The organism is Salegentibacter maritimus (assembly GCF_016236915.1).
GTDB lineage: Bacteria > Bacteroidota > Bacteroidia > Flavobacteriales > Flavobacteriaceae > Salegentibacter > Salegentibacter maritimus.
Genome location: NZ_JAEHOK010000006.1, coordinates 63,195 through 85,294, shown reverse-complemented (window position 1 = coordinate 85,294; position 22,100 = coordinate 63,195). Strand labels below are relative to the sequence as shown.

Genomic DNA, 22,100 nt, shown 5'->3' with positions numbered 1-22,100 from the left:
TTTTAGCCTTTTAAAACTATTTCTAATAACTAACCAATGAAAAAATTAAGCTTACTAATTTTTGTGCTGAGTTTAGCGGCTTGTGGAAGTTCTAAGCATAAAGCCTCTAAAGATAAATTTGTAGTAGAAAACCTTACAGGATATAGCGCCGAAGATTTGATAAATAATTATCCGGACGCTAATTTCTATGAAGATAGCGGGATGTTTGAAGAAGGGACCGTAGAGAGAGCCTATACCATAATGTACCCGGAAACTACCGATGAGTTGCATATTAGCTGGAAAAGTGAAAAGCGAGAGGAAATTTTTGACATTCGTTTTTCAGGAAAGGGAAGATGGAAATCTGCACAGGGAATTGAAATTGGAACTTCTTATGATGCTTTAAATGAACTTAATGGCCAAAAAATCTCTTTTTATGGGTTTGGCTGGGATTATGGAGGAGCAGTACTTTGGAATGATGGAAAATTAGAAGACTCTAATTTAAGAGTGTTTCTTGCTCCAAACGTTGATATGCCAAATAAATACTATAAAGACAGCATTATTGAAGTGAACGAAGAGGAAGTAAAGAAAATGGATTTAAAGGTCTCAAGTATTATGCTTATGAACTAGGTGCTTTTTACAGGGAAACCCCTAGGTTGAAAGCCCCTGTAAAATTTTAAATTCACATATGGCTCAGCATAATGCTTTGGGGGAATTGGGTGAACGCCTTGCTGAAGAACTTCTTTTGAAAAAGGGATATGAAATTCTGGCTAAAAATTATGTTTATGACAAAGCGGAAATAGACATTTTAGCCCGGAAGCATGAGGTTCTGGTAGTAGTGGAAGTGAAGACAAGAAGCACACCCGATTTTGGGGACCCACAAAGTTTTGTAAAGCCTAAACAAATTCGGCAGCTGGTAAAAGCTGCCGATTTCTTTTTAAATGATCATCAATTAGAACTGGACACTCGCTTTGATATTATCGCTATCATTAAAAATAAAGCCGGAATACAGGTTGAACATTTGGAAGATGCTTTTCTACATTTTGGGTGAGCCAACTTGATCTAAATAAAAAGACCTCCCAGGTTTTTGAAACCTGGGAGGTCTATATTTTTATAGATTTTCTTTTAAAGAAGTTTAATTACCAAATCCTAACCCGCTCTTCCGGGGCCACATACATTTTATCTCCTTCTTTAATATCGAAAGCAGTATAAAAAGCATCTATATTCTGTAGCGGTACATAAGCACGGTACATTCCCGGAGAATGAGGATCTGTTTTAATTTTGTTTTTTAGAGCTTCGTCTCGCATTTTTGTTCGCCAAACGGTGGCCCAGGACATAAAGAAACGCTGTTCTGGTGTGTAACCATCTATTTTTCCAGGATTTCCATGTTCTTCTAAATGAATTTGTAGGCCATCGTAAGCAGCATTCACGCCGCCAAGGTCGCCAATATTTTCACCCAGGGTAAACTGTCCGTTTATATAAACACTATCCAATACTTCAATGCTGCTGTATTGATCTGCAAGGTCTTTGCCAAGTGCTTCAAATTGTTTTAAGTCTTCATCTGTCCACCAGTTGTTTAGGTTTCCTTCAGCATCAAAACGAGCACCACTATCATCAAATCCGTGAGATATTTCGTGGCCAATTACCGCTCCAATTCCACCGTAGTTTACAGCGGCATCGGCTTTATAATCGTAAAAAGGTGGTTGTAAAATAGCTGCCGGGAATACAATTTCGTTGTAACTTGGGTTGTAATATGCATTTACGGTTTGTGGTGGCATAAACCATTTGCTTTTATCTACCGGTTGGCCTAGTTCTGCCATGTTTTCGGCAACTCTCCATTTGCTTGAGTTCATCATATTTTGGAAATACGACCCACCTTCTTCAGTATTTACAATCTCAAGCTTGCTATAATCTTCCCACTCGTCGGGATATCCAACTTTAATAGTGGTAGTTCCCAGTTTTTCTTTGGCTTTTTTCTTAGTCTCTTCGCCCATCCAGCTTAAGTTATCAATCCTGTTTTCGTAAGCTTTGATAAGGTTAGCTATCATTTCCTGGGCTTTTTCTTTAGCTTCGGCCGGAAAATGTTCTTCTACATAAAGTTTGCCTAAGGCCTCTCCAAGTGTTCTGTTTACGGTTTGTAAAGCCCGCTCGTCACGTGGGCGTTGTTCCTGTGCTCCTCTTAGGGTTTTACTGTAGAATTCCCAGTTTGCAGTTTCAATATCTGTAGAAAGGGTTCCGGCGGCATCATTAAAAATGCTCCATTTTAAATAATCTTTCCAGTCTTCAACCGCATTTTTAGCAATCACTTCTTGTAGTGATTTCATATATTCAGGTTGTGAAACTATAATGGTATCTAAATTTTTTGCACCAATTTTTTCAAAATAGGTATTCCACTTAAAAGCAGGAACCATATTTTGAAGCTCGGCTAGCGTTTTTGGATTGTAAGTTTTACGGGCATCGCGACGTTCTACTTTATCCAGCCTGGGTTCTGCAAGCTTGGTTTCAAAGGCCAGGATTCGTGCTGCGGCATTAGCAGCTTCTTCTTTAGAGTAATCTATATACTGAAGCATCCTGGTAATATGCTGCTTGTATTTTTCCCTTTTTTCTTTAGAATCTGCATCATCGGCTACATAGTAGTCACGATCTGGTAATCCTAAACCTGAAGGATAGATATATGCTGCATTCATATTACTATTTTTAGCATCTGAACTTACACCAAAAGCGAAAAATCCGGCGCCACCATATTGTTGCATTTCGCTAAGAAATTCCTGTAAATCTTCTTTATTATTTATTGCGTCTACTTTTTCCAAATATGGTTTTACCGGTTCCACGCCTTTTTCGTTTCTGGCAAGGGTGTCCATAATGGTATTGTAAAGATAAACCGCCTTAGCCTGGTCGCTGGAAGGGTCTAAACTATCATTTTTAGAAGCACCTTCAAGGATAGCCATGGCATCTTCATCGGTTCGCTCACGAAGCTCCATAAAACTTCCCCAGGTAGTCTGGTCTGATGGGATTTCGGTAGCATCTACCCATTTCCCGTTTACGTACTTAAAAAAGTCGTCCTGCGGTGCTACCGTGGTATCCATGTAAGCAAGGTTAATACCGTGAACTTCTTCTTTTTTAGATTGCTCCTTTTCGTTATCCTGACAACTGCTAAGCGTAGCAGTCCCCAAAACCGAAAGCAACATTACTTTGGTTATTTTTTTCATGTGTGGTTTAAATTATTATAAATTCTTTGGCTAAAATACTAAAAAGTAGCATATATAATAACGAACAATAAATTGATATATGTAGCTGATTATTATTAATTTATCTAGAGCGAATCCAGATATTGTAAGAAGTAGTTAGCTTATTGTTTTTCTTCTATAAGCTTTTGGTCAAATTCTTTTTTAAGTTGGGTTATTTCGGCAACATTTTCATTAGGGATGGTGATTGAAAGCACATAGTGGGCAATTTTCCAACCATTTGCTGTTTTTTGAAGCACGCCCGAGCCACGACAAATGCCCATTTGGGTAATTAATAATTCATCAAACCAGGCAGTTTTAGCATTTTCTTCGGTATAGATATTTCGTTCTAAAGTTTTAAAACTCCAGGCTTTTCCGCGGTCAAAATAAGGTTTAGAAAACTCCCTGAAATCTTTATTTTGCCAGTTTTCTGTTGCATCTGTGCCTATAAAAACACCGTCTTTGGTCATTAAATCAAAATAATCCTGAAAATTAGCTTCTGCCGCCGCTTTATGCCATTGTGTTAATATATGGTCTATTTTAGATTTGTCTTGTGCAAAACCAGTTATACTGAAAAACAGGAAAATAATTACTGCAATCTTTTTCATGCTAATACTTTTTAATTTTTTCGGTAATTAAATTTTATGTTCCGGGGCCTGCCTCGATATAAAAAACCTTTTCTTTTAATACTTCGCTGGCTTACCACAAGGTAATTTATTCTATAGAGATAGAATCGGCAGGAGTAGAAATGGTATCTCTTTCGGCTTTAAATTCATCCAGTTCTTCTTCAAAATCCTCCAGGGTTTTCAGAAAAAGTTCATTTAGCTGAATTTTAAAATTATTAAATTCTTCCGGGATTTCCCCTGCAACTTCGGCAATTGCTTCTGCGTCTAAATGTCTACGATGGGAGAGTTGCTCCAAAACCTTTGCTTTGGTGGCCAACACATTGGCGCGGGCACTTACTGCATTAGAATTTAGTGAATCTGGAATGCTGGAGACAAGGGATCCCATAACCTGCGAGATAGGTTTAGAGCTTTCAATGGTTTGTTGCAGGTTATAGTTTTTTAATTGGTCTACTTCATTTTGTGCAGCGATATAAGCCAACCACTTTATGGCTTGCTCCCTGGCTTCAGGAAGTAAAACTATTTCCTGGTTAGTGGTTTTTATAGGTTGCTTTAAGGTTATAGAGTCTAATTTCGTATTGAAATTGTCTTTATTAGAAGACTTTTCGGCACAAGACCAAAAGAGAATTATTGATATAAAAACCAGTTTTTTCATATAAACACAAAGTTAGTCTAAATTACTTCAGTTTTCATAGAATTTATGCTGATAAAACTAAATACATGAAAATTGTCTAATAGAAGTGAAGGTTTCAGAAGCTTTTTTACGAATACCTCTATGTATTTAAATATATTTGCGGAAAAATGAATACCATGGCCGGAAAAATTTTAATTATTGGTGCTTGCGGACAAATTGGAACCGAATTAACGCTGAAATTACGGGATCTTTATGGAAATGATCAGGTGGTGGCGAGTGATATTAGAGAAGGAAATGAAGAGCTGATGAGTTCTGGCCCGTTTGAGCTTGCCAATGCAACCGACGCTGCAAAAATTGAAGCTTTGATAGACACATATAATATTAGTGAAGTCTACTTAATGGCTGCTATGTTAAGTGCTACCGCAGAAAAGGCCCCAATGAAGGCCTGGAACCTTAATATGGATTCGCTTTTTCATATTTTGAATTTCGCTAAGGATAAAAAGATTGAAAAGGTATTTTGGCCCTCAAGTATAGCAGTTTTTGGTCCGACTACTCCTAAAAACGATACCCCGCAAACTACCATTATGGAGCCTTCTACGGTGTACGGTATCAGTAAGCAAACCGGAGAACGTTGGTGCGAATATTATCATGATAAATACGGCGTAGATGTAAGAAGTATACGTTATCCGGGAATTATAAGCTATAAAACCCTTCCCGGTGGTGGAACTACCGATTATGCAATTGAAATTTTTCATGAAGCACTAAAGAACAAAGAGTATACTTCTTTTTTGGCTGAAGATGCCGGCTTGCCTATGATGTACATGGATGATGCAATAAAGGCTACTGTAGATATTATGGCAGCAGCTTCAGAAAAAATAAAAGTAAGGTCTTCTTATAATTTATCGGCTTTAAGTTTTACACCAAAAATTCTTGCTGAAGCTATTCAAAAGGAAATTCCTGAGTTTAAAATAGCATATCAACCAGATTTTAGACAGAAAATAGCCGATTCCTGGCCCTCAAGTATAAACGATTCTGAGGCAAGAAAAGACTGGAACTGGAAGCACGAATTTGATTTACAAAACCTGGTTAAAGAGATGCTTACCGGTGTTTCAGGCCAGTTAAAAAATTCGAAATAAAAGCCTGTAATCTATACCCCGGATTATTTTTTCTTTTTCTTCATTTTATTGAGCCAAATAAAGGTTCCGGTAATTGGTAAGCTGGTAGCAATTAAACACGCCAGGAAATAAAGTATTTTTGAAAAAGTACCGAAAATTTCGCCGGTATGAATTGGTTTTATTAATGAAGCTACCTGCACGTTTACAGGTTTTTCTGAAAAAATTTCTTTTTTAAGTACTTTCCCATCACGATCTATAACCAACATATCGTAGGTATTGGGCGACCAATTGCCAGTCTCATATTTCCTAATAGAAAAAACACCTTTTTCATCTTGCGGAAAAGAGATTGAAGTCTCTCCCGGATACTCCAGGTTTAGATTGGCAATATTAACAATTTCGGCAATTTCCAGGGTTTTAGTGTCGGTATTAGCTTCCGAAGCAATTTTGGGTCCACCGCGGCCACCAAAAACCTGGGTTCCTAAAACTTCACTTCCTAAATCCCTATACCACTGAAATGACCAGAATAATCCGGTTAGTGTCATTATAATTAATAAAAGACAGGAGTAAAAACCAAGGGTGTTATGGAGATCGTGGTTAATCCTTTTCCAGTTGGCAGACCATTTAATCTTAAAACCCGGTTTTAGAGTTTTCCACTTTATTTTTTTCTTCGGAAACCAAAGTACAATTCCGCTTATAGACAAAAATAGAAAGATTAATGTGGCAATTCCCACAATGGGTCTTCCTATTGCAGAATCAAATAACAACCAGCGGTGCATTCTAAACATTGTAAAGAAGAACTCATCTGTAGGGTTCTCACCCAATCTTTGGTATTCACCTGTATATTGGTTTACAAAAAAGGTTGTGCCACGCCTGTCTTCAGGAGATGTTTTTACCTTAAACTCATAGGCTTTTTTGCCATTTTCAGATAATGTAACACCGGTAACGGTTCCTAGATCCTGGAGGTTTTGTTGCAGGCTCTCAATAGTCTTTACTTCTCCCTGCCCGGGGGCTATTTTTAATTCTTCAGCAAAAAGTGATTTTATTTCTTTTTGGAAGGTGAGTATGGTTCCGCTTAGGCAAACCAGGAAAAGGATAATCCCACTGGCAAGTCCTAACCATAAATGCAGATCGTTTAGTAATTTCCTAAACGTATAGTTTTTCTTTTTTTGCTTCTTCTTTGTCATAGATTTCGGTATAAAACTTGAAATAGGGCTGACCGAAAACAGGATTTTCGGTCAGCTCTTTGGGCAACTTTAAATATTTTCTATGTTCTTAAAACACTCCTATAAAGTGGCTTCCTTCTACATTTACCAGTTCAGCTCCTTTAGTTACTTTTCCTGTTTGAGTATCTATAATGTAAATATTTCCATTTTCTCCAACGGGAGCTTCGGTTACATACACTTCATCTCCATCTACTACAAACCCCTGATATTGGAATAAGTAAAAATTTTCGCTATATGGGATTTCGTTTATTTTTTGTGCTGTTTTTGCTTCTAAATCTACCAATGCAAAATATCCCTGAGCTCCTGCCACGCCTTCTGTAGAACCTGCGTGTCGGTATGCTATTACTGCTTTTCCGCTTGCTGTAGGCCTCCAGGCAAGAATATAAGCATCTTCTACTCCTAAGGCTTCGTCTAGATTGAAAACGTATGAATTGTCATAATCGTTATTTGCATCAATTTTTAAAATATGAGAGCCGTTTGGATCGCCTTGATTTGCCTGGTATACGCTGCCATTCACTAAAAATGAATTAATGCTTCGGTAACCGTTGGTATTTCCTTTTCCAACTTGAGAAGTAATAACTGTGGGGTTTTCTAAAGAAGGGTAGTCTAGCACAATGGTTTTAGATTCTAAGGTTTCGGCGTCTCGATCTCTTTCTCCGGTTTCAGGGTTTACCTTACTTATTCTTGCACCTATGTACAATTTGTCTCCGGCAGCATTTAAAGTAGGCATATCAATTCTACCAATATAATAGCCCTGGGCTTCCAGTTCATCGCTTAACCGAAGGCTTGATTCTTTGAATTCTTTTATGGCAGAATTCTGTAAATCTAAGGTAACAATCCCCATAGTAGCTTCGGTGCGCTCATAAAAATCATCGCTTTCATCGTCTGGAGTGCCGTTATCATTAAACTGGTTCTCGGTATTTACATACACAGCAGCGCCTGTTTGATCTCTGTCAAATAACTTGATCCATCTTGGGGCAGAACCAACATAAGGAGCAATGCTTATTTCACTTCCGGTTTGTTCAAAATCCTGCCCGCCATTTACCGTATATTTAGTGTAATTGCCACCGGTATCTCCGGCATAACTAATGTTGAATATAGTACTACCGTCTTCAGAAGATTGTAAACGTGCAGTTCTATTAGAAGGTACTATAAATCCGTTATCAAAAGGCTCTATAGATACAGTTGGGTCTTTAGCATCTTTACTGCTTATGGAGTATATTAACGTACCTCCATTGCCATCTCCAGGATTTTCCCCCATTCTTGCGGCGGCTACTGTAATCCATCTGCCGTCTTCATTTTCACCAGGTTCCTGGCCCTGGTCTATTGCAGAGTCGTCACTACTACAAGAAGCCAGTAAACCTGTTGCGATCGCAATTGTTGCTAAAGTTTTAATGCTGAAAAAATTACGTTTCATATTATTATCTTTAATAATTGGTTAAAATTTGTTGATTGAATAATTTAGTTTTAGGTAAAAAGCCGTTCCCGGTTTTTGTACTGATAAATTGTCGTAAACAGGTTTGTCAAAAAGGTTTTTAACATCGAAACTCACAATGAAATTTTGGTTTGGAAAGCTGTAACTAAAGCCTAAATCTTGTGCTAGTTGTTGAGGTACTTTAAAGAAATCGTCTCCTGCCGTGTTAGAACCTTGCGGAACTATATATGAAAATTGGTCGGTAAAGTACATTGTGTAAAATAGATTTAACCTGGAGTTTTTCTGAATTAAATCTTTAATTGAATAGCGTAAATTTCCATTCATAGTGAGAAATGGTGTGTTTGGCACATCTATTTCTACTCCCTTGTTTTTAATTTTTAAATCGAATCGGGATATATTGAAATTAAGTCCGAAATTATTATTGTACGTATAACCGAACTGGGCATCTATACCTTTTGAAGTACCACTTCCCTGATTTACATAAACAATTAATTCTTCATCTACGTTTAAGGAAGTCTCTATAGGTAAGCCAATTCTATCTTTAATATTTCGTGTAAAAAGATTGGTTGATGCGTTAAATTGATGTTTTTGAAAAGTAAAGCTGCCTAGTTTAATTCCGAAATTATAATTATTGCTTTGCTCGGGGTTAATACTCGCGTTAGCGACAACATTATCGCCATCGTTGCCAAAAATTTCGGTTTCGTTTGGAAGCCGCACGGCTTTTTCTGCCGAGACCAAAAAGCTTACAGTGGGGCTAAGCTCGTAAGAAGCTGCAAAACCATAACCTTCATATTTCTTGTTGCTGCTTACAACCTTGTCTACAATTTGCCTGTTTCCGTCTGAATTTCTTTGAATTTCAGGATCTACACTTATGGTTTTTTGGTGGTAATATTTTCCGAAGAGATTTGTTTTTAGCCTGTCATTAAAGGCATTTAATTCATAGGTTAGTGAAAGTATGTTTTTGCGTAAGTCTCTAGTTCCTAAAAAGGTATTTTCTAAAACAGATTGTAGCTCGTCGCTATCTTCTCTGTCAATTCCGCTATAGAGATGGTTTGCCAAAATCTTATGCTTATCGTTAATGGCAAAGGCCAGGCCGGTTCTAATGGAAGCAACTTTACGCTTAATGTTTGCAAGCGTTGGCCCGCCTTCTTGCTGTGAGCCCCAGATATATTTGTAGTGATCACCTCTAAAATCTATAGCCTTTTTACCGTTCCAGCTATAAGCCCAGGGTACCGTATCATTAACCTGGCGATTACGATTTCCGTAATATCCGGTTACATTTACATCTAATCCTGGCGTAAACAAATCTTCTTTTTGATAAGTTAAATTAGCTAGCGAGGCGTCAGATTCAAGAAATCTTCCTTTGTATGGCATTGTGGTCATAAAGGCGCCGTGCTGCACTTCTTTGTAATCATCGGAACCTGTAAAACCTACAAAAAACTGGTCGGCCCACTTTACATCAGTGTAGCCTAATTTTACCGTTCCCCCCGTAGACCTATAGGCGTCATTAAAGCGTCTTGCGGTAATAGGGGTTTGTTGGCCACCTAAACCTGTTACTACAATACTTCGGCCTGAAACTTTATAATCGTTATTAGAATTATTATGAAAGGCCGATGCCTTTACGGTAAAACCAGAATTATCAAATCGGTATAATCCATTTACATTAGTTTGAAAGGTGTTGAATGAACCATATGAAACTGACGCATTAATATTTTTATTAGACTGTTTGTTCAATACAATATTAATTGCACCACCCAGGGCGTCGTCGGCCAAATGGCCGGGAACAACACCTTTATAGACCTCAATGCGCTCTATCATTGAGGGTGGAATACTGTTTAAGTTATAAGAAGAGCCAAAGGTGGTAATTGGAATTCCGTCTATAAAAATACGTACAGCACTTCCCGACAATCCATTTAAACTGTATTCTGCACGTGAACCTAAACCACCGTTTTGCCGAATTTTCACTCCCACAGTAGTATTTAGTAATTCATTAGTTTGAATATTTCTAATACCTGACTCTCCGGTTTCCGCAATATTAAGTGCAAAACCTTTTTTCTCCATTTTAGTTTTAAACGATTCAGCTTTTAGGTGTACCTCTTCTAATTCGTTTCCGGAGGTGTTTATCGTGATATTATGTTCTAGATTTTTTGGATCTACCGCTATTTGATGATGGGTTAGAAAATTGCCTTTACGAATTTCCAGTAGAAAAATGCCTGTTTCTAAGTCTTTGAACTGGTAGTTTCCTTCGGAATTTGATTTAGTACTTAGAGTCCTATTTAAATTGGAAGCTGTAATGCTTACGCCCTTTAACGCTTTGTTATTTTCGTCTTTAATTTTCCCGAAAATATCGAAACTTTTAGCTTCTTTTTGCTGAGCATGCAGGGAGAAAATACTTGTTGCTAACAACAGTAAAATAAAGACTATAGGGGATTTTTTAACCACAATTTTGTTTTATTATCCTTATTTAAACTAATTTTAAATAACTTGCGGCAAATTTATGTTTTGAAACACTAAGCCGGTTTCGGTTTTGGAAATAAAAATTACGGAAAACGTATTATGTATATTGAGTCTAAATTAATAGAGGTGAATGAAACTTTGTTTTCACAGGATTTTTCACACGATAGAGCACCTACTCTTATTAAAGAAGAAGTAAATATTCAATCGTATTCCTGGTTACAGGCAAGGTGTAAAATTCAGGCTTCAAAGGGGCTGTTTATAGTTGAAACTTTCTTTGAAAACGAAAAGGATATTACCGATATTTTTAGTGTTAGTGGGGAATATATTCAAATTTCGTATTTAGGGCAGGGAGATTCTCATTTGATATCTGTAAAAGGGAAAAAGCCTATTGGGATGGGGAGAATTAACTGCTGCTACAATCGTGATACAGTAAGTACCATAGAAATGCCGGCTAATATACCTACTCACTATCAGGCGGTTTACCTCTCAAAAGAATATTACCTTGAATTGTTAAAAAACGAAACCTGGGTAGCAGAAAGCTCTTTTCATAAGCATATTGTTCAGGGAGATTTTCAAGAATGGGGAGCCTGCAATTTTCCTATAGATTATAGTTTGTACCATATCTTAAGTGAAATCACAAAAAAAGATTGGGATAGCGATTTTAAAAAGTATTTTCTTGAATTGAGACTTAAAGAGTTGTTCCTTTCTTTGCATTTCTGCCAGCACAAATTGTACTCTGGGGTTGGAAAAGGTATTACTGAAGAAAATCTTGAAAAAATAAGAACCGCCCACGCTTATTTAATTGAGAACTTTAAAAATCCGCCAACTATAAAATCATTGGCAAGAAAAGTGCTTTTGAATGAGCTTCAGTTAAAAAAGGATTTTAAAAAAATGTATGGTAAAACTATTAGAAGCTTTATTATAGATTTACGCATGAAGAAAGCTAAAAGTTTATTAGGAAAATATACAGTAACCGAAATGGCGGCGATATTAGGGTATAAAAGCGTTCCGCATTTTATTGATACTTTTAAAAAACATTACGGATATACTCCCAAACAAGGTTTAAACCAATAAATTTAGCCATAAAAAAAGCCGCTTATAAAGCGGCTTTCCAGTTCTTGAAATAGGATAATATATATTATTCTATAACGCGTACTTCTGCAGCGTTAACTCCTTTTCTTCCTTCTACTTCAACGTACTCAACTTTATCACCTTCGTTCAAGCTCTCGCCATCTAATCCAGTAATGTGTACGAAGATATCTCTTCCTGTTTCGTCGTTGGTAATGAATCCGTATCCTTTAGACTCATTGAAAAATTTAACTGTACCTTCCATTGTAATAATAAAATAAATAATTAATAGAGAACAAAGTTAGTACAATATTATTGAAGACAATGCAATAATACTATTTTTCTTTTGAAAGTATTCTAAAACAAGTGTTTAATCTATGCCTTTGTCTCGCATTTTATCCATGTTCTCTTTAGTAAGAGTGTAGTCTTTAAGGCGTTTTCCTTTCCATCTAACATAAAGGAAAATGGGCATTAAAATAAATGCACTCGCCAAAACAGCAAGACCAATTATTTGGTCTCCTAAGAGAACATCCTCAAAAGTGCGGTAATAAAATCCCACTCCAATGGCAATTAGTATCGATATTCCTAAAATCTTTAAAACGGTATTCATAGCATTAAACGGTTACTTCAATTAATTTTTGGCGGTAAGCGGTAAGTAGCTTAGATTTAGAGATAAACCCAACATATTTCCCGTCTTCTACCACTGGTAAATTCCAGGCATTTGTTTCCTGAAATTTGCGCATCGTATCTTTTGGCCGGTCTTTTTTAAGATCTATAACGGTTGGAGCCCTTTGCATTACATCGCTTACTTTTACTTCGTTATACATTTTTTGATCAAACATTATGGGACGTATGTCGTCTAAAAGTATAATTCCTAGAAAGTTACGATCTTCATCGATAACAGGAAAAAGATTTCGGGAAGATTTTATAACACCTTTATGAATAATATCGCCAAGATTCATGTCTATGTTTAGACTTATAAAGTTCTTTTCAATAATTTGTTGAATATTCAAGAGGGTTAAAACCGCCTGGTCTTTATTATGAGTTAATAAATCCCCTCGTTTTGCAAGTTCCATTGTGTACACCGAGTGCGGTTGAAACTGGTTTGTAATCATAAACGAAATTGCCGCAGTGATCATTAAGGGAACAAAAAGCTCGTAGCCACCGGTTAATTCTGCGATAAGGAAAATTGCCGTGAGTGGGGCGTGTAAAACTCCAGCCATAAGCCCGGCCATACCTACCATTGTAAAGCTACTTACCGAGATGGGATTTCTTAATATTCCCATGTTATTTACCAGTAAGGCAAAACAGTGCCCCATGGCACTTCCCATAAATAATACCGGGGCAAAAATACCACCAATACCACCAGTACCAAAAGTTAAGGAGGTAGCAACGATTTTAAAAATCACAAGGCCTGCCAGTAGGATAATCACAATCCAAATATTATCCAAGTATTCGTTAAAGAAATTGGTTCCCAGTGCTTGTATGTAGTCTTCAGCAAGTAAATTGTTTATAACATTATAGCCTTCGCCATAAAGAGGCGGAATTAAATAAATTAGAAACCCCAGGCCAAGTCCACCTAATAATAATCTAAAAAAAAGCGAATCTATTTTTTTAAAAGCATCGGCAATTTTAAAATAAATATGAGTGAAATACATAGAACAACCTGCAGCAAGAACTCCCAGGATGATGTAAAAAGGAACTTCAGAAATCGTGAAATTATCCTGTAATTCAAAAGGTAGAATAATATCAGAGCCAAAGAAAAAATAGGAAGTGAGGATTGCTGAGACCGATGCAATTAACAAAGGGACCATGGAGATTAGGGTAAGGTCTAAACTAAATACTTCAATGGCAAAAATAATAGCCGCAATAGGTGCCTTAAAGATAGAAGACATAGCGCCGGCTGCTGCACAACCAATTAATAGGGTGCGGGAGCTTTGGTTCATCTTAAAAAACCTGGAGATATTAGATCCCAGGGAAGCACCGGTGGCAACGGTAGGACCTTCTAAACCAACAGATCCCCCAAAGCCTACAGTTAATGGAGCGGTAATAAGCGACGCGTACATTTGAAAGCTTCGCATAATTCCTTTTCGGCGTGAAATAGCATAGAGAGTAGATGGAATGCCGTGACCAATTTTTTTTCTAAGAACTACCTTTACTATAAACAAGCTAAGGCTTAAGCCAATTAATGGAAAAATAAAGTAAAACGCATGGTGGTAATTTACGATAAGGTTTCCTTCAAGTAATCGCTGTATAAAGTGGGTAAGGTTTTTAATCGCTACCGCACCCAATCCGGCTGTAAAGCCAATAATGGCACTTAATAACATCAGAAATTGCTGATGGCTTAAGTGTTTATTGCTCCACTTAGAAAAACGTATTAGCAATTTTGTAGCTTTAGTCCCCACTCAAAAATTATTTAAATGAAGATAAAAAAATCCCGGTGCGAAACCGGGATTTTTTATCAATAATTATTTTGTTCGATAGTTAAATACCCCGGAAGTTGATTTAGAACTAAAATCATTCTCCAAGAATTTCTTTTTAGCTTTCTACTTGCTGGTTTATTTGAAGATGAAGTTCTTTTAATTGTGCTTCATCAAGTTTTGCCGGAGCATCTATCATTACATCCCTGCCATTATTGTTTTTTGGGAAAGCAATAAAATCCCTGATACTTTCCTGTCCTCCAAGAATGGCAACCAAACGGTCAAAGCCAAAGGCAATACCTCCATGAGGAGGAGCACCATATTGAAAAGCATCCATTAAAAATCCAAATTGTGCTTTAGCTTCTTCTGGTGTGAAACCAAGATAATCGAACATTTTAGACTGAGTTTCTTTATCGTGAATACGTATAGAACCTCCACCAATCTCATTACCATTTAAAACTAAATCATAGGCATTGGCACGTACTTCACCCGGCTTTGTTTCCAATAAAGCGAAATCTTCTTTTTTTGGCGAAGTAAAGGGATGGTGCATGGCGTGAAAACGCTCTGTTTCTTCGTCCCATTCCAATAGTGGGAAATCTATAACCCAAAGTGGTGCAAACTCATTAGTCTTTCTAAGGCCAAGTTCGTTACCCAAATACATTCTTAATGCACTAAGCTGCGTTCTGGTTTTGGCTGTGTCTCCAGCCATAACCAAAATAAGGTCTCCTGGTTTAGCGCCGGTTTCCTTTGCCCAGGATTTTAAATCTTCTTCTGAATAAAACTTATCTACCGAAGACTTTAGAGTACCATCTTCATTATATTTTGCCCATACAAGTCCGTTGGCCCCTACCTGTGGTCTTTTTACCCAGGATATTAATTTATCTATTTCTTTTCTGGTAAACGAAGCCGCACCCGGAACCGCAATACCCACAATTAATTCCTGCTGGTCAAAAACATTAAAGCCTTTGTTTTTGGCCAGGCTATTCAATTCGGCAAACTCCATCCCAAACCTAATGTCTGGTTTGTCGTTTCCGTATTTTTTCATCGCTTCATCATAGGTTATTCTAGGGAATTTTTCAACTTCCACACCGTTGATTTCTTTCAATAAATGCCTGGTTAAACCTTCAAAAATGTTTAAGATGTCTTCCTGTTCAACAAAAGCCATTTCGCAATCAATTTGCGTAAACTCAGGCTGTCTGTCTGCTCTTAGATCTTCATCCCTAAAACATTTTACAATCTGGAAATATTTATCCATTCCACCAACCATTAATAATTGCTTAAAGGTTTGTGGCGATTGGGGTAGGGCATAAAATTGCCCTTCGTTCATTCTGCTTGGTACCACAAAATCGCGAGCACCTTCTGGTGTAGATTTTATTAGGTATGGTGTCTCTACTTCAATAAAATCCTGGTTAGAAAGGTAATTTCTAACCTCCATTCCTACTTTATGGCGAAATTTAAGCTTATTTTTTACCGGGTTTCTTCTTATGTCAAGATAGCGGTATTTCATTCTAAGGTCTTCACCTCCATCGGTGTCTTCTTCAATAGTAAATGGAGGCGTAAGGGAAGTATTTAGAATGGTAAGCTCAGTAACCAAAACCTCGATCTCCCCGGTTGGAATATTTGTATTTTTAGATTCCCGCTCAATCACTTTTCCGCTAACCTGGATTACAAATTCGCGCCCCAGGCCCTGTGCTTTCTCCATAAGTTCTTTTGAAGAGCGTTCTTCATCAAAAATAAGTTGGGTAATGCCATAGCGGTCGCGTAAATCTACCCAAACCATAAAGCCTTTATCCCTTATTTTCTGCACCCAGCCAGAAAGTTTTACTTCCTTACCAATTGAAGTTGCGTTCAATTCCCCGCAGGTATGACTTCTATACATAATATTCCTAAAATTTTAAGTAGCGCAAAAGTAAGAAGTTCAATTGGGTTTCCCGATATAATAGTCTCAGAAAATATTATGCATTAATTTATTGGCATTGCCAAAGGGTATAATATCCCGAGGCTTGCCCCTTGGTTAGTTTACTTTTTGATTAAAAACAAAACGCAAAACGCTGAAAAACAACGATATTTGTTTTCAATGTTAAATTAATGTTACGTGATTGTTGTTTTAAGGTAAAGTTTTGGCTATATTCGTAGAGAGAATTATAAATAAAAAAGCTATGAAGAAGATAAAAAACATATTGATGGCTGCCATTTTTACTATTGGTGCAGCTGCTATGGCGCAGGAAGGCCCGGAACCAAAGTTTGAAAAGGAAGGAGACCTTATTAAAGGAACTTTTTTTTATGAAGATGGAACTATAAGACAGCAGGGAACTTATAAGAATGGAAAACTGCATGGAGAATGGGTGGCTTATGATACTGAAGGAAAAAAGCAAAGTTTAGCCAATTATACCGAAGGGAAAAAAACCGGAAAATGGTTTTTTTGGAGTTCAGATAAACTTACTGAAATAGATTACGATAATAATCAAATTGCCGGGGTAAATACCTGGAAAAGTGATGCGGCTTTAGCTGAGAACTAGAGCTTAATATCTATATAATATAAGTGTAAAAGCTGTCTAAATTAGGCGGCTTTTTTTGTGTCCATACTTCTAATCTTTTTCAATAGGCATAGCATCTATAGGCTCTTCAAAAGCAATAAAAAGAACGCAGGGAGAATCTCCGCATTTGGCTGAATGTGGCTTGCCGGCAGGGCCGTAGGCATACGTGCCCTCTTTTAAAGTTTGGGATTGCTCCCCTTCATAAGTTACTTCTAACTCGCCGGCAATAAGAACCATTCTTTCTGCCGAGGTGTGAGTGTGGGCAGGGATATAAGCATTTGCTGGAACTTTAAAAAAGATGTCTGTATTCTTTTCGGTAGGATTGCCTTGTAGTACAGCGATATTACAACCTTCAGGCATAAAATCTGGACAGGGGCTCCATTTCAGGTTTGAGTCACTTTTTGAAAAAGAAATTGAATTTTCATAGGTTTCCTGTGCAAAAATTCCGCAGGAAAAGAAAAATATTAACAGGATTGAAATTTTTTGTAAACTGGTAAATTGATGTTTTGTTTTCATGATTCCCGCTTGTTTTGGTTAATACTTATTGGAATAAGTTTGCTAGTATAAGCTAGCTAATTGAAACGGAAAATGAAATAAGGGGCTTCCTGTAAAAAGTAGAATAAAATTAGTTTTTTGCTAAGCTAGGAGTAATTAGTAGATGATAGATTTATAGAGTTTTTTAGTTGAAAAAAATGGCTGTTTAAAATTTTTAAACAGCCATTTTTAATTTTTAAGCCTGTGCTTCCAGTTTTCTTTGTTTACGCGCTTTGCGTTTGTCGGCGGCTTTTACCTTGGCTCTATTTACCAGGTAAAACATAACCGGAACTACTACCAGTGTAAGGAAGGTGGCAAACACCAATCCAAAGATTACCGTCCAGGCCAATGGCCCCCAGAAAACTACATTATCACCACCAATAAATATTTTGGGGTCGTAATCTGTAAACAGGCTAAAGAAATCAATATTTAGTCCTACTGCTAATGGAATTAGACCAAGAACCGTAGTGATTGCAGTAAGCAATACAGGTCTTAACCTGGATTTTCCACCCCTAACAATACAGTCGAAATACTGTGCACGGGTAAGCAATTCATCTTCATCTATATTAAGTTCCCGTTTTTTACGGTCTATCAGGATTTGCGTGTAATCTATTAGAACAATGGCATTGTTTACCACAATTCCGGCAAGTGAGATAATTCCCATCATTGTCATAATGATTATGAAATCCATTTGGAAGATAATTAGACCAAGAAATACTCCCACCAAACTCAATACCACTGCCATAACAATAATAATTGGTTTTGAAAGCGAGTTAAATTGGGCTACAAGAATTAGTAGAATACCACCCATGGCAATCAATAAGGCTTTTAATAGGAAAGCCATATTTTCTTCCTGTTCTTCCTGTTCCCCGGTAAACTCCAGGGTAATATCTTTTGGAAGATCGTAACTTCTAAGTGCTGTTTTTAACTGGCCAACAATTTCATTGCCGTTATAGCCCTGAAGCACATTAGAGTATAGGGTGATTACTCTTTTTAGATCTTTCCTTTTAATAGAACTAAAAGAAGAAGAAGACTCGGTATTCACTAAAGATGAAATTGGTACTTGAATTATTTCTCCCGTGTTCTGGTCTTTAAAAGTAACTGGTTGATTGAACAATACATTTTCATTGTAGCGGTATTCATCACCAAATCTTACGTTTATTTCGTAATCGTCGTCACCGTCTTTATAAGTTGAAACCTCTTCCCCGTAGATTGCACGTCGCAGCGTTTGGCCTACCTGTGAGGTAGAAACTCCAAGTTGTCCTGCTTTTTTACGATCTACTTCTACGCTTAACTCGGGTTTAGATTTGTTTACATCTATTTTTAACTCTTCAATCCCTGCAATGCTAAGGTCATTAATATAGGTTCGCAGGTTCTCTGCTTCCATTAGCATTTGCTCATAGTCTTCACCTTTTAGTTCCATGTTAATTGGGTAACCTGTAGGTGGGCCGGCTGCATCTTTTTCAACTACAATAGAAGCACCGGGGAACCCCTGTACTGCTTCCCGAACTACAGATAGAACTTCACTACTGCTTACGCCGCGTCGTTCAGTAAATTCGCGCATAGAGAGTGTGACCTTGGCTTTATGTGGCATTTCATTTTGCTGCCCACCATCGGTTTGTGGGTTTCCTGCACCTTCACCAACCTGGGAAATGGCCGACTCTACCATAAAGTTATAGCCGTCTTTATCTTCATATTGTTCTATGGCTTCAAAGATGCGTTGCTCTACTTTTTTGGTAAGGGTATTTGTCTTATGAATATCGGTTCCCTGAGGGTATTCAATATAAGTGATTACCTGGTTGGGTTCATTTTCAGGAAAGAACAATACTTTTGGTTGTACCAATGCAATTAATACAAAAGAAAGGAATAGCAAAAGTAGGGTTCCGAAGAAAACTAAATAAGCTTTTTTTCCGCGTAGCGAGAACTTAAGGGTTTTTTCATAAATATTCTCCATCCATTTAAGGGCGGTATATTGAAAGTAATCTACACCTTTTGATATAAAATATTTATAAGCCCAAAGCAGGATAGCTGCCAGGATTAATATATTTCCAAAAGCCCTTAAAGCACCAGCATCTATCAGGAATCCAATTAGGAGTAATAAACCTCCAAACCCGGCTAGAATAGAGCTTATTCTTATAAGTTTTTTCTTAGTGAACTCACCTTCTTCTGTTTTCATAAACTGAGAAGTAAGCATCGAGTTAATTATAAGGGCTACAAAAAGCGATGAACCTAAGACTATAGACAGTGTAATAGGGAAAATTACCATAAAACTTCCTATAATTCCCGGCCAGAGTCCCAGTGGGAAAAATGCGGCTAATGTAGTTGCTGTTGAAGCTATAATTGGCCAGGCAATTTCTCCTAAACCTTGCTTGGCCGCCTGTTTTCGTGGCATTCCCTCGTCCATTAAGGTGTAGACGTTTTCTACTACCACAATACCGTTATCTACAAGCATTCCAAGTCCCATTACCAGGGCGAAAAGCACCATGGTATTTAGGGTGTATCCCATACTGGATAGAATAATGTAAGAAAGGAACATAGATAGTGGGATTGCAATTCCTACAAACAGGGCATTTCTAAAGCCAAGGAAAAACATTAAGACTAAAACAACCAGAATTACCCCAAAAATAATGTTGTTCACCAAATCGTCTACCTGACTCTTGGTATTGGTAGAAAGGTCGTTGGTAATGCTTATCCCAAGGCTTTCAGGAAGGTATTCTTCCTGTTCTGTCTTTACAATTTCTTTAATTTGGTCTACGGCCTCGATCATATTTTTACCGGCACGCTTTTTTACATCAAGCATTACTACCGGCTTACCGTATTCCCGTGCAAAGGTGGTAGCGTCTTTTTCCCTAAAATTAATATTCGCGATATCTTTTAAGAAGATATTGCCCCCATCGGTCTTGACTACAACATTTTGAAGTTCTTTTGGATCTTCGATTTCTCCAACTATCCGTATGTTTTTTTGAACGCCACTATTAATAACATTTCCGCCTGAAATTGTTCTGTTTTCTGCACTTACCGCATTTATTACATCTGAAAAACTAACCTTAGAAGCCGTCATTTTATAGATGTCTACCGCGATTTCAACTTCCATTTCTTCAGCCCCACGAATACTGGCTTCTTTTATCTGCGGAAGCAATTCAATGCGTTCCTGAAGATATTCGGCATATTCTTTTAATTGCTGAACGGTATAATCTCCGGTAAGGTTGATGTTTAAAATTGGTTGTTCTTCTGAAATATTAAGGTCGAATACATTGGGTTCTACCTTGGCGCCATTATCTAAGGTAGGCCAGGTAGTTTCGGCTTTCACCATATCTACCTTGTCCTTTACTTTTGTCTTGGCACTTTCAATTTCTACATCTTCTTCAAACTCAACAATTACCAGGGAATAATCCTGAAATGTAGAAGAAGAAATTTCTTTTACTCCGGCAACATCGTTAAACTCTTCCTCCAGCGGTTCGGTAATAAATTTTTCTACATCTTCGGCCGAGTTTCCGGGGTTAATAGAGCTTACATATATCTTAGTTTCTACAACCTCAGGAAAAGTTTCCCTTGGCATATTGTAGTAAGACATGAGTCCACCAATCATGATAATGGCGATAATTACATATACCGTCATTTTATTATTGATGGCCCAGGACGAAAGCTTAAATTCTTTATCTAAATTCATTGTAGCTTAGTTTCTTATTTTAACTTCCTGACCATCTCTAAGGTTTTTTGCACCTTCTACGATCAGTGTTTCTCCGGCTTTTAAGCCACTGGTAATTTCTACCTGACTATTATAGGTATACCCTGTTTCTACTATTTGTCTTTTAGCAATACCTATATTGCCTTCGGTTGCTTCTTTCTCCTTGTATATAAACACTACACTTTGGCCCTGCGCATTTTTTAACAATGCATTTTCAGGAATAATTACAGCGTTTTCTGCCGTGTAGTCATTTAGTTTAAGGGTGGCAATTTGGTTGGGTTTAAGCATGCCGTTTTCGTTAGGAACCGTAACCTGTATGCTAAAAGAACGGTTGTTAGGATTAATTGTATTACCAACTCTTCTTACTTCACCTTCAAATTCACGGCCTAAAGAGCTTATTTCTACAATTACCTCGGTGCCCTTGTTTATTTTGTTTAAATAACCCTCGGGAACATCGGCCTCTACATACATATTCTTTAAGCTTACCAGGCGAAATAACCGACTTTGCCCAGGGCTTACTACTTCCCCTTCTTCGGTAATTACCTCGTCTATAATTCCGCTAAAGGGAGCTCTTACAATAGTTTTGTTTAGTTGGGATTTTAATCTGTTTACAGAATTCTGCATAGATTCGTAATTGGTTTTGGCTTCTAAATACTGCATCTCAGATCCAATATTTTGCTCCCACAAACGCTGCTGGCGCTCAAAAGTGGTTTTTGCTAAAGTAGCCTGGGTTTCTAATTGAGCTAATTCGCTTGAGAGTCCGCCATCATCTATTTTAGCAAGTACCTGGCCTTTGCTTACCTGGGCTCCTTCTTTTACGCGTACGTCCTGAAGAATTCCTGAAAACTCGGCATAGATTACAATATTTTCATCAGTTGCAACATCCCCCTGTACTTCTGCATAATGCTTAAATAGAGTGTCAGTTATTTCTTGCGTCATAATGAGATCAAGACGTCTACTCTTGTCCAATCTATTTATAGCCTGGTCAAGTTTATCAAGCTTTTGTGTAAGGCCGCTTTGCTCTTTGCTCAATTCTGTTTTTTTGGCTTTAATCTCTGTGAGGTTCTCACTTTCTATAAGTTCATCTATAGATTTTCCTTCTTCTTTATTTCCACAGGAGAGCAAAAAAAGCGGAATACTTATTAAAACAGCTAACTTTTTCATTG

Annotated in this window: 18 protein-coding genes; 5 read left to right on the top strand and 13 right to left on the bottom strand. The window is 37.4% G+C overall.

Going from position 1 to position 22,100, the window contains the following annotated elements; all coding sequences use genetic code 11:
• Positions 1 to 36 precede the first annotated feature (36 nt).
• Together I6U49_RS06220 and I6U49_RS06215 are read left to right on the top strand one after the other, a co-directional pair.
• Positions 37 to 606, top strand: a complete 570-nt coding sequence (locus tag I6U49_RS06220; protein ID WP_193710106.1) for a hypothetical protein — start codon at positions 37 to 39, stop codon at positions 604 to 606.
• Positions 607 to 664: 58 nt separating this feature from the next.
• Complete coding sequence (locus I6U49_RS06215) at positions 665 to 1,027, top strand: YraN family protein (RefSeq protein ID WP_198627999.1); 363 nt, start codon at positions 665 to 667, stop codon at positions 1,025 to 1,027.
• 88 nt (positions 1,028 to 1,115) lie between these two features.
• Here the strand turns inward: I6U49_RS06215 and I6U49_RS06210 are convergent, their stop codons facing one another.
• The 3 genes from I6U49_RS06210 to I6U49_RS06200 all read right to left on the bottom strand — a co-directional run bounded on the left by I6U49_RS06210 (position 1,116) and on the right by I6U49_RS06200 (position 4,478).
• Entirely contained in the window at positions 1,116 to 3,185 is a 2,070-nt protein-coding gene (locus I6U49_RS06210) for a M13 family metallopeptidase (RefSeq protein ID WP_198627998.1), read from the bottom strand.
• Between the two features lie 140 nt (positions 3,186 to 3,325).
• The gene (locus I6U49_RS06205) at positions 3,326 to 3,808 is read right to left on the bottom strand and encodes a nuclear transport factor 2 family protein (RefSeq protein WP_198627997.1); all 483 of its coding nucleotides are present in this window, start codon (positions 3,806 to 3,808) and stop codon (positions 3,326 to 3,328) included.
• Between the two features lie 106 nt (positions 3,809 to 3,914).
• Positions 3,915 to 4,478: a hypothetical protein gene (locus I6U49_RS06200; RefSeq protein WP_198627996.1), complete on the bottom strand. Its 564-nt coding sequence runs from the start codon at positions 4,476 to 4,478 to the stop codon at positions 3,915 to 3,917.
• A 155-nt stretch (positions 4,479 to 4,633) separates the two neighbouring features.
• Here I6U49_RS06200 and I6U49_RS06195 point away from each other — a divergent pair, with 155 nt between their 5' ends.
• Positions 4,634 to 5,593 carry an NAD-dependent epimerase/dehydratase family protein gene (locus tag I6U49_RS06195; RefSeq protein ID WP_198627995.1) on the top strand — a complete coding sequence of 320 codons (960 nt, stop codon included), beginning with the start codon at positions 4,634 to 4,636 and terminating at the stop codon, positions 5,591 to 5,593.
• Positions 5,594 to 5,616: 23 nt separating this feature from the next.
• On the opposite strand, the gene I6U49_RS06190 is transcribed toward I6U49_RS06195, so the two are convergent.
• The 3 genes from I6U49_RS06190 to I6U49_RS06180 form a co-directional block, all read right to left on the bottom strand.
• On the bottom strand, positions 5,617 to 6,756 hold the full coding sequence (locus I6U49_RS06190; protein WP_198627994.1) for a PepSY-associated TM helix domain-containing protein: 1,140 nt from the start codon (positions 6,754 to 6,756) through the stop codon (positions 5,617 to 5,619).
• Between the two features lie 88 nt (positions 6,757 to 6,844).
• A complete protein-coding gene (locus I6U49_RS06185; RefSeq protein ID WP_198627993.1) occupies positions 6,845 to 8,212 on the bottom strand; it encodes a hypothetical protein in 1,368 nt (455 codons plus the stop codon).
• Positions 8,213 to 8,233: 21 nt separating this feature from the next.
• Complete coding sequence (locus I6U49_RS06180; RefSeq protein ID WP_317191849.1) at positions 8,234 to 10,672, bottom strand: TonB-dependent receptor plug domain-containing protein; 2,439 nt, start codon at positions 10,670 to 10,672, stop codon at positions 8,234 to 8,236.
• Positions 10,673 to 10,786: 114 nt separating this feature from the next.
• Between I6U49_RS06180 and I6U49_RS06175 the strand changes: the two genes are divergently transcribed.
• Positions 10,787 to 11,761 (top strand): helix-turn-helix transcriptional regulator, encoded by a 975-nt coding sequence (locus I6U49_RS06175; protein ID WP_198627992.1) that lies wholly within the window; start codon positions 10,787 to 10,789, stop codon positions 11,759 to 11,761.
• Between the two features lie 64 nt (positions 11,762 to 11,825).
• Here the strand turns inward: I6U49_RS06175 and I6U49_RS06170 are convergent, their stop codons facing one another.
• The 4 genes from I6U49_RS06170 to aspS form a co-directional block, all read right to left on the bottom strand.
• Entirely contained in the window at positions 11,826 to 12,020 is a 195-nt protein-coding gene (locus I6U49_RS06170) for a cold-shock protein (RefSeq protein ID WP_037318850.1), read from the bottom strand.
• Positions 12,021 to 12,125: 105 nt separating this feature from the next.
• Positions 12,126 to 12,365 carry a hypothetical protein gene (locus tag I6U49_RS06165; RefSeq protein ID WP_198627991.1) on the bottom strand — a complete coding sequence of 80 codons (240 nt, stop codon included), beginning with the start codon at positions 12,363 to 12,365 and terminating at the stop codon, positions 12,126 to 12,128.
• A 4-nt stretch (positions 12,366 to 12,369) separates the two neighbouring features.
• On the bottom strand, positions 12,370 to 14,160 hold the full coding sequence (locus I6U49_RS06160; protein ID WP_317191848.1) for a chloride channel protein: 1,791 nt from the start codon (positions 14,158 to 14,160) through the stop codon (positions 12,370 to 12,372).
• Between the two features lie 133 nt (positions 14,161 to 14,293).
• The gene (gene aspS / locus I6U49_RS06155; RefSeq protein ID WP_198627990.1) at positions 14,294 to 16,054 is read right to left on the bottom strand and encodes an aspartate--tRNA ligase; all 1,761 of its coding nucleotides are present in this window, start codon (positions 16,052 to 16,054) and stop codon (positions 14,294 to 14,296) included.
• Positions 16,055 to 16,334: 280 nt separating this feature from the next.
• Here aspS and I6U49_RS06150 point away from each other — a divergent pair, with 280 nt between their 5' ends.
• Complete coding sequence (locus tag I6U49_RS06150; protein WP_193710119.1) at positions 16,335 to 16,694, top strand: toxin-antitoxin system YwqK family antitoxin; 360 nt, start codon at positions 16,335 to 16,337, stop codon at positions 16,692 to 16,694.
• Positions 16,695 to 16,763: 69 nt separating this feature from the next.
• Here I6U49_RS06150 and I6U49_RS06145 read toward each other — a convergent pair whose 3' ends face one another.
• From I6U49_RS06145 to I6U49_RS06135, 3 genes are all read right to left on the bottom strand, one after another.
• Entirely contained in the window at positions 16,764 to 17,228 is a 465-nt protein-coding gene (locus I6U49_RS06145) for a cupin domain-containing protein (protein ID WP_198627989.1), read from the bottom strand.
• 214 nt (positions 17,229 to 17,442) lie between these two features.
• Positions 17,443 to 20,916, bottom strand: coding sequence for an efflux RND transporter permease subunit (locus tag I6U49_RS06140; protein WP_198627988.1), 3,474 nt, complete (start codon positions 20,914 to 20,916; stop codon positions 17,443 to 17,445).
• A 6-nt stretch (positions 20,917 to 20,922) separates the two neighbouring features.
• Entirely contained in the window at positions 20,923 to 22,098 is a 1,176-nt protein-coding gene (locus I6U49_RS06135) for an efflux RND transporter periplasmic adaptor subunit (RefSeq protein ID WP_198627987.1), read from the bottom strand.
• Positions 22,099 to 22,100 lie beyond the last annotated feature (2 nt).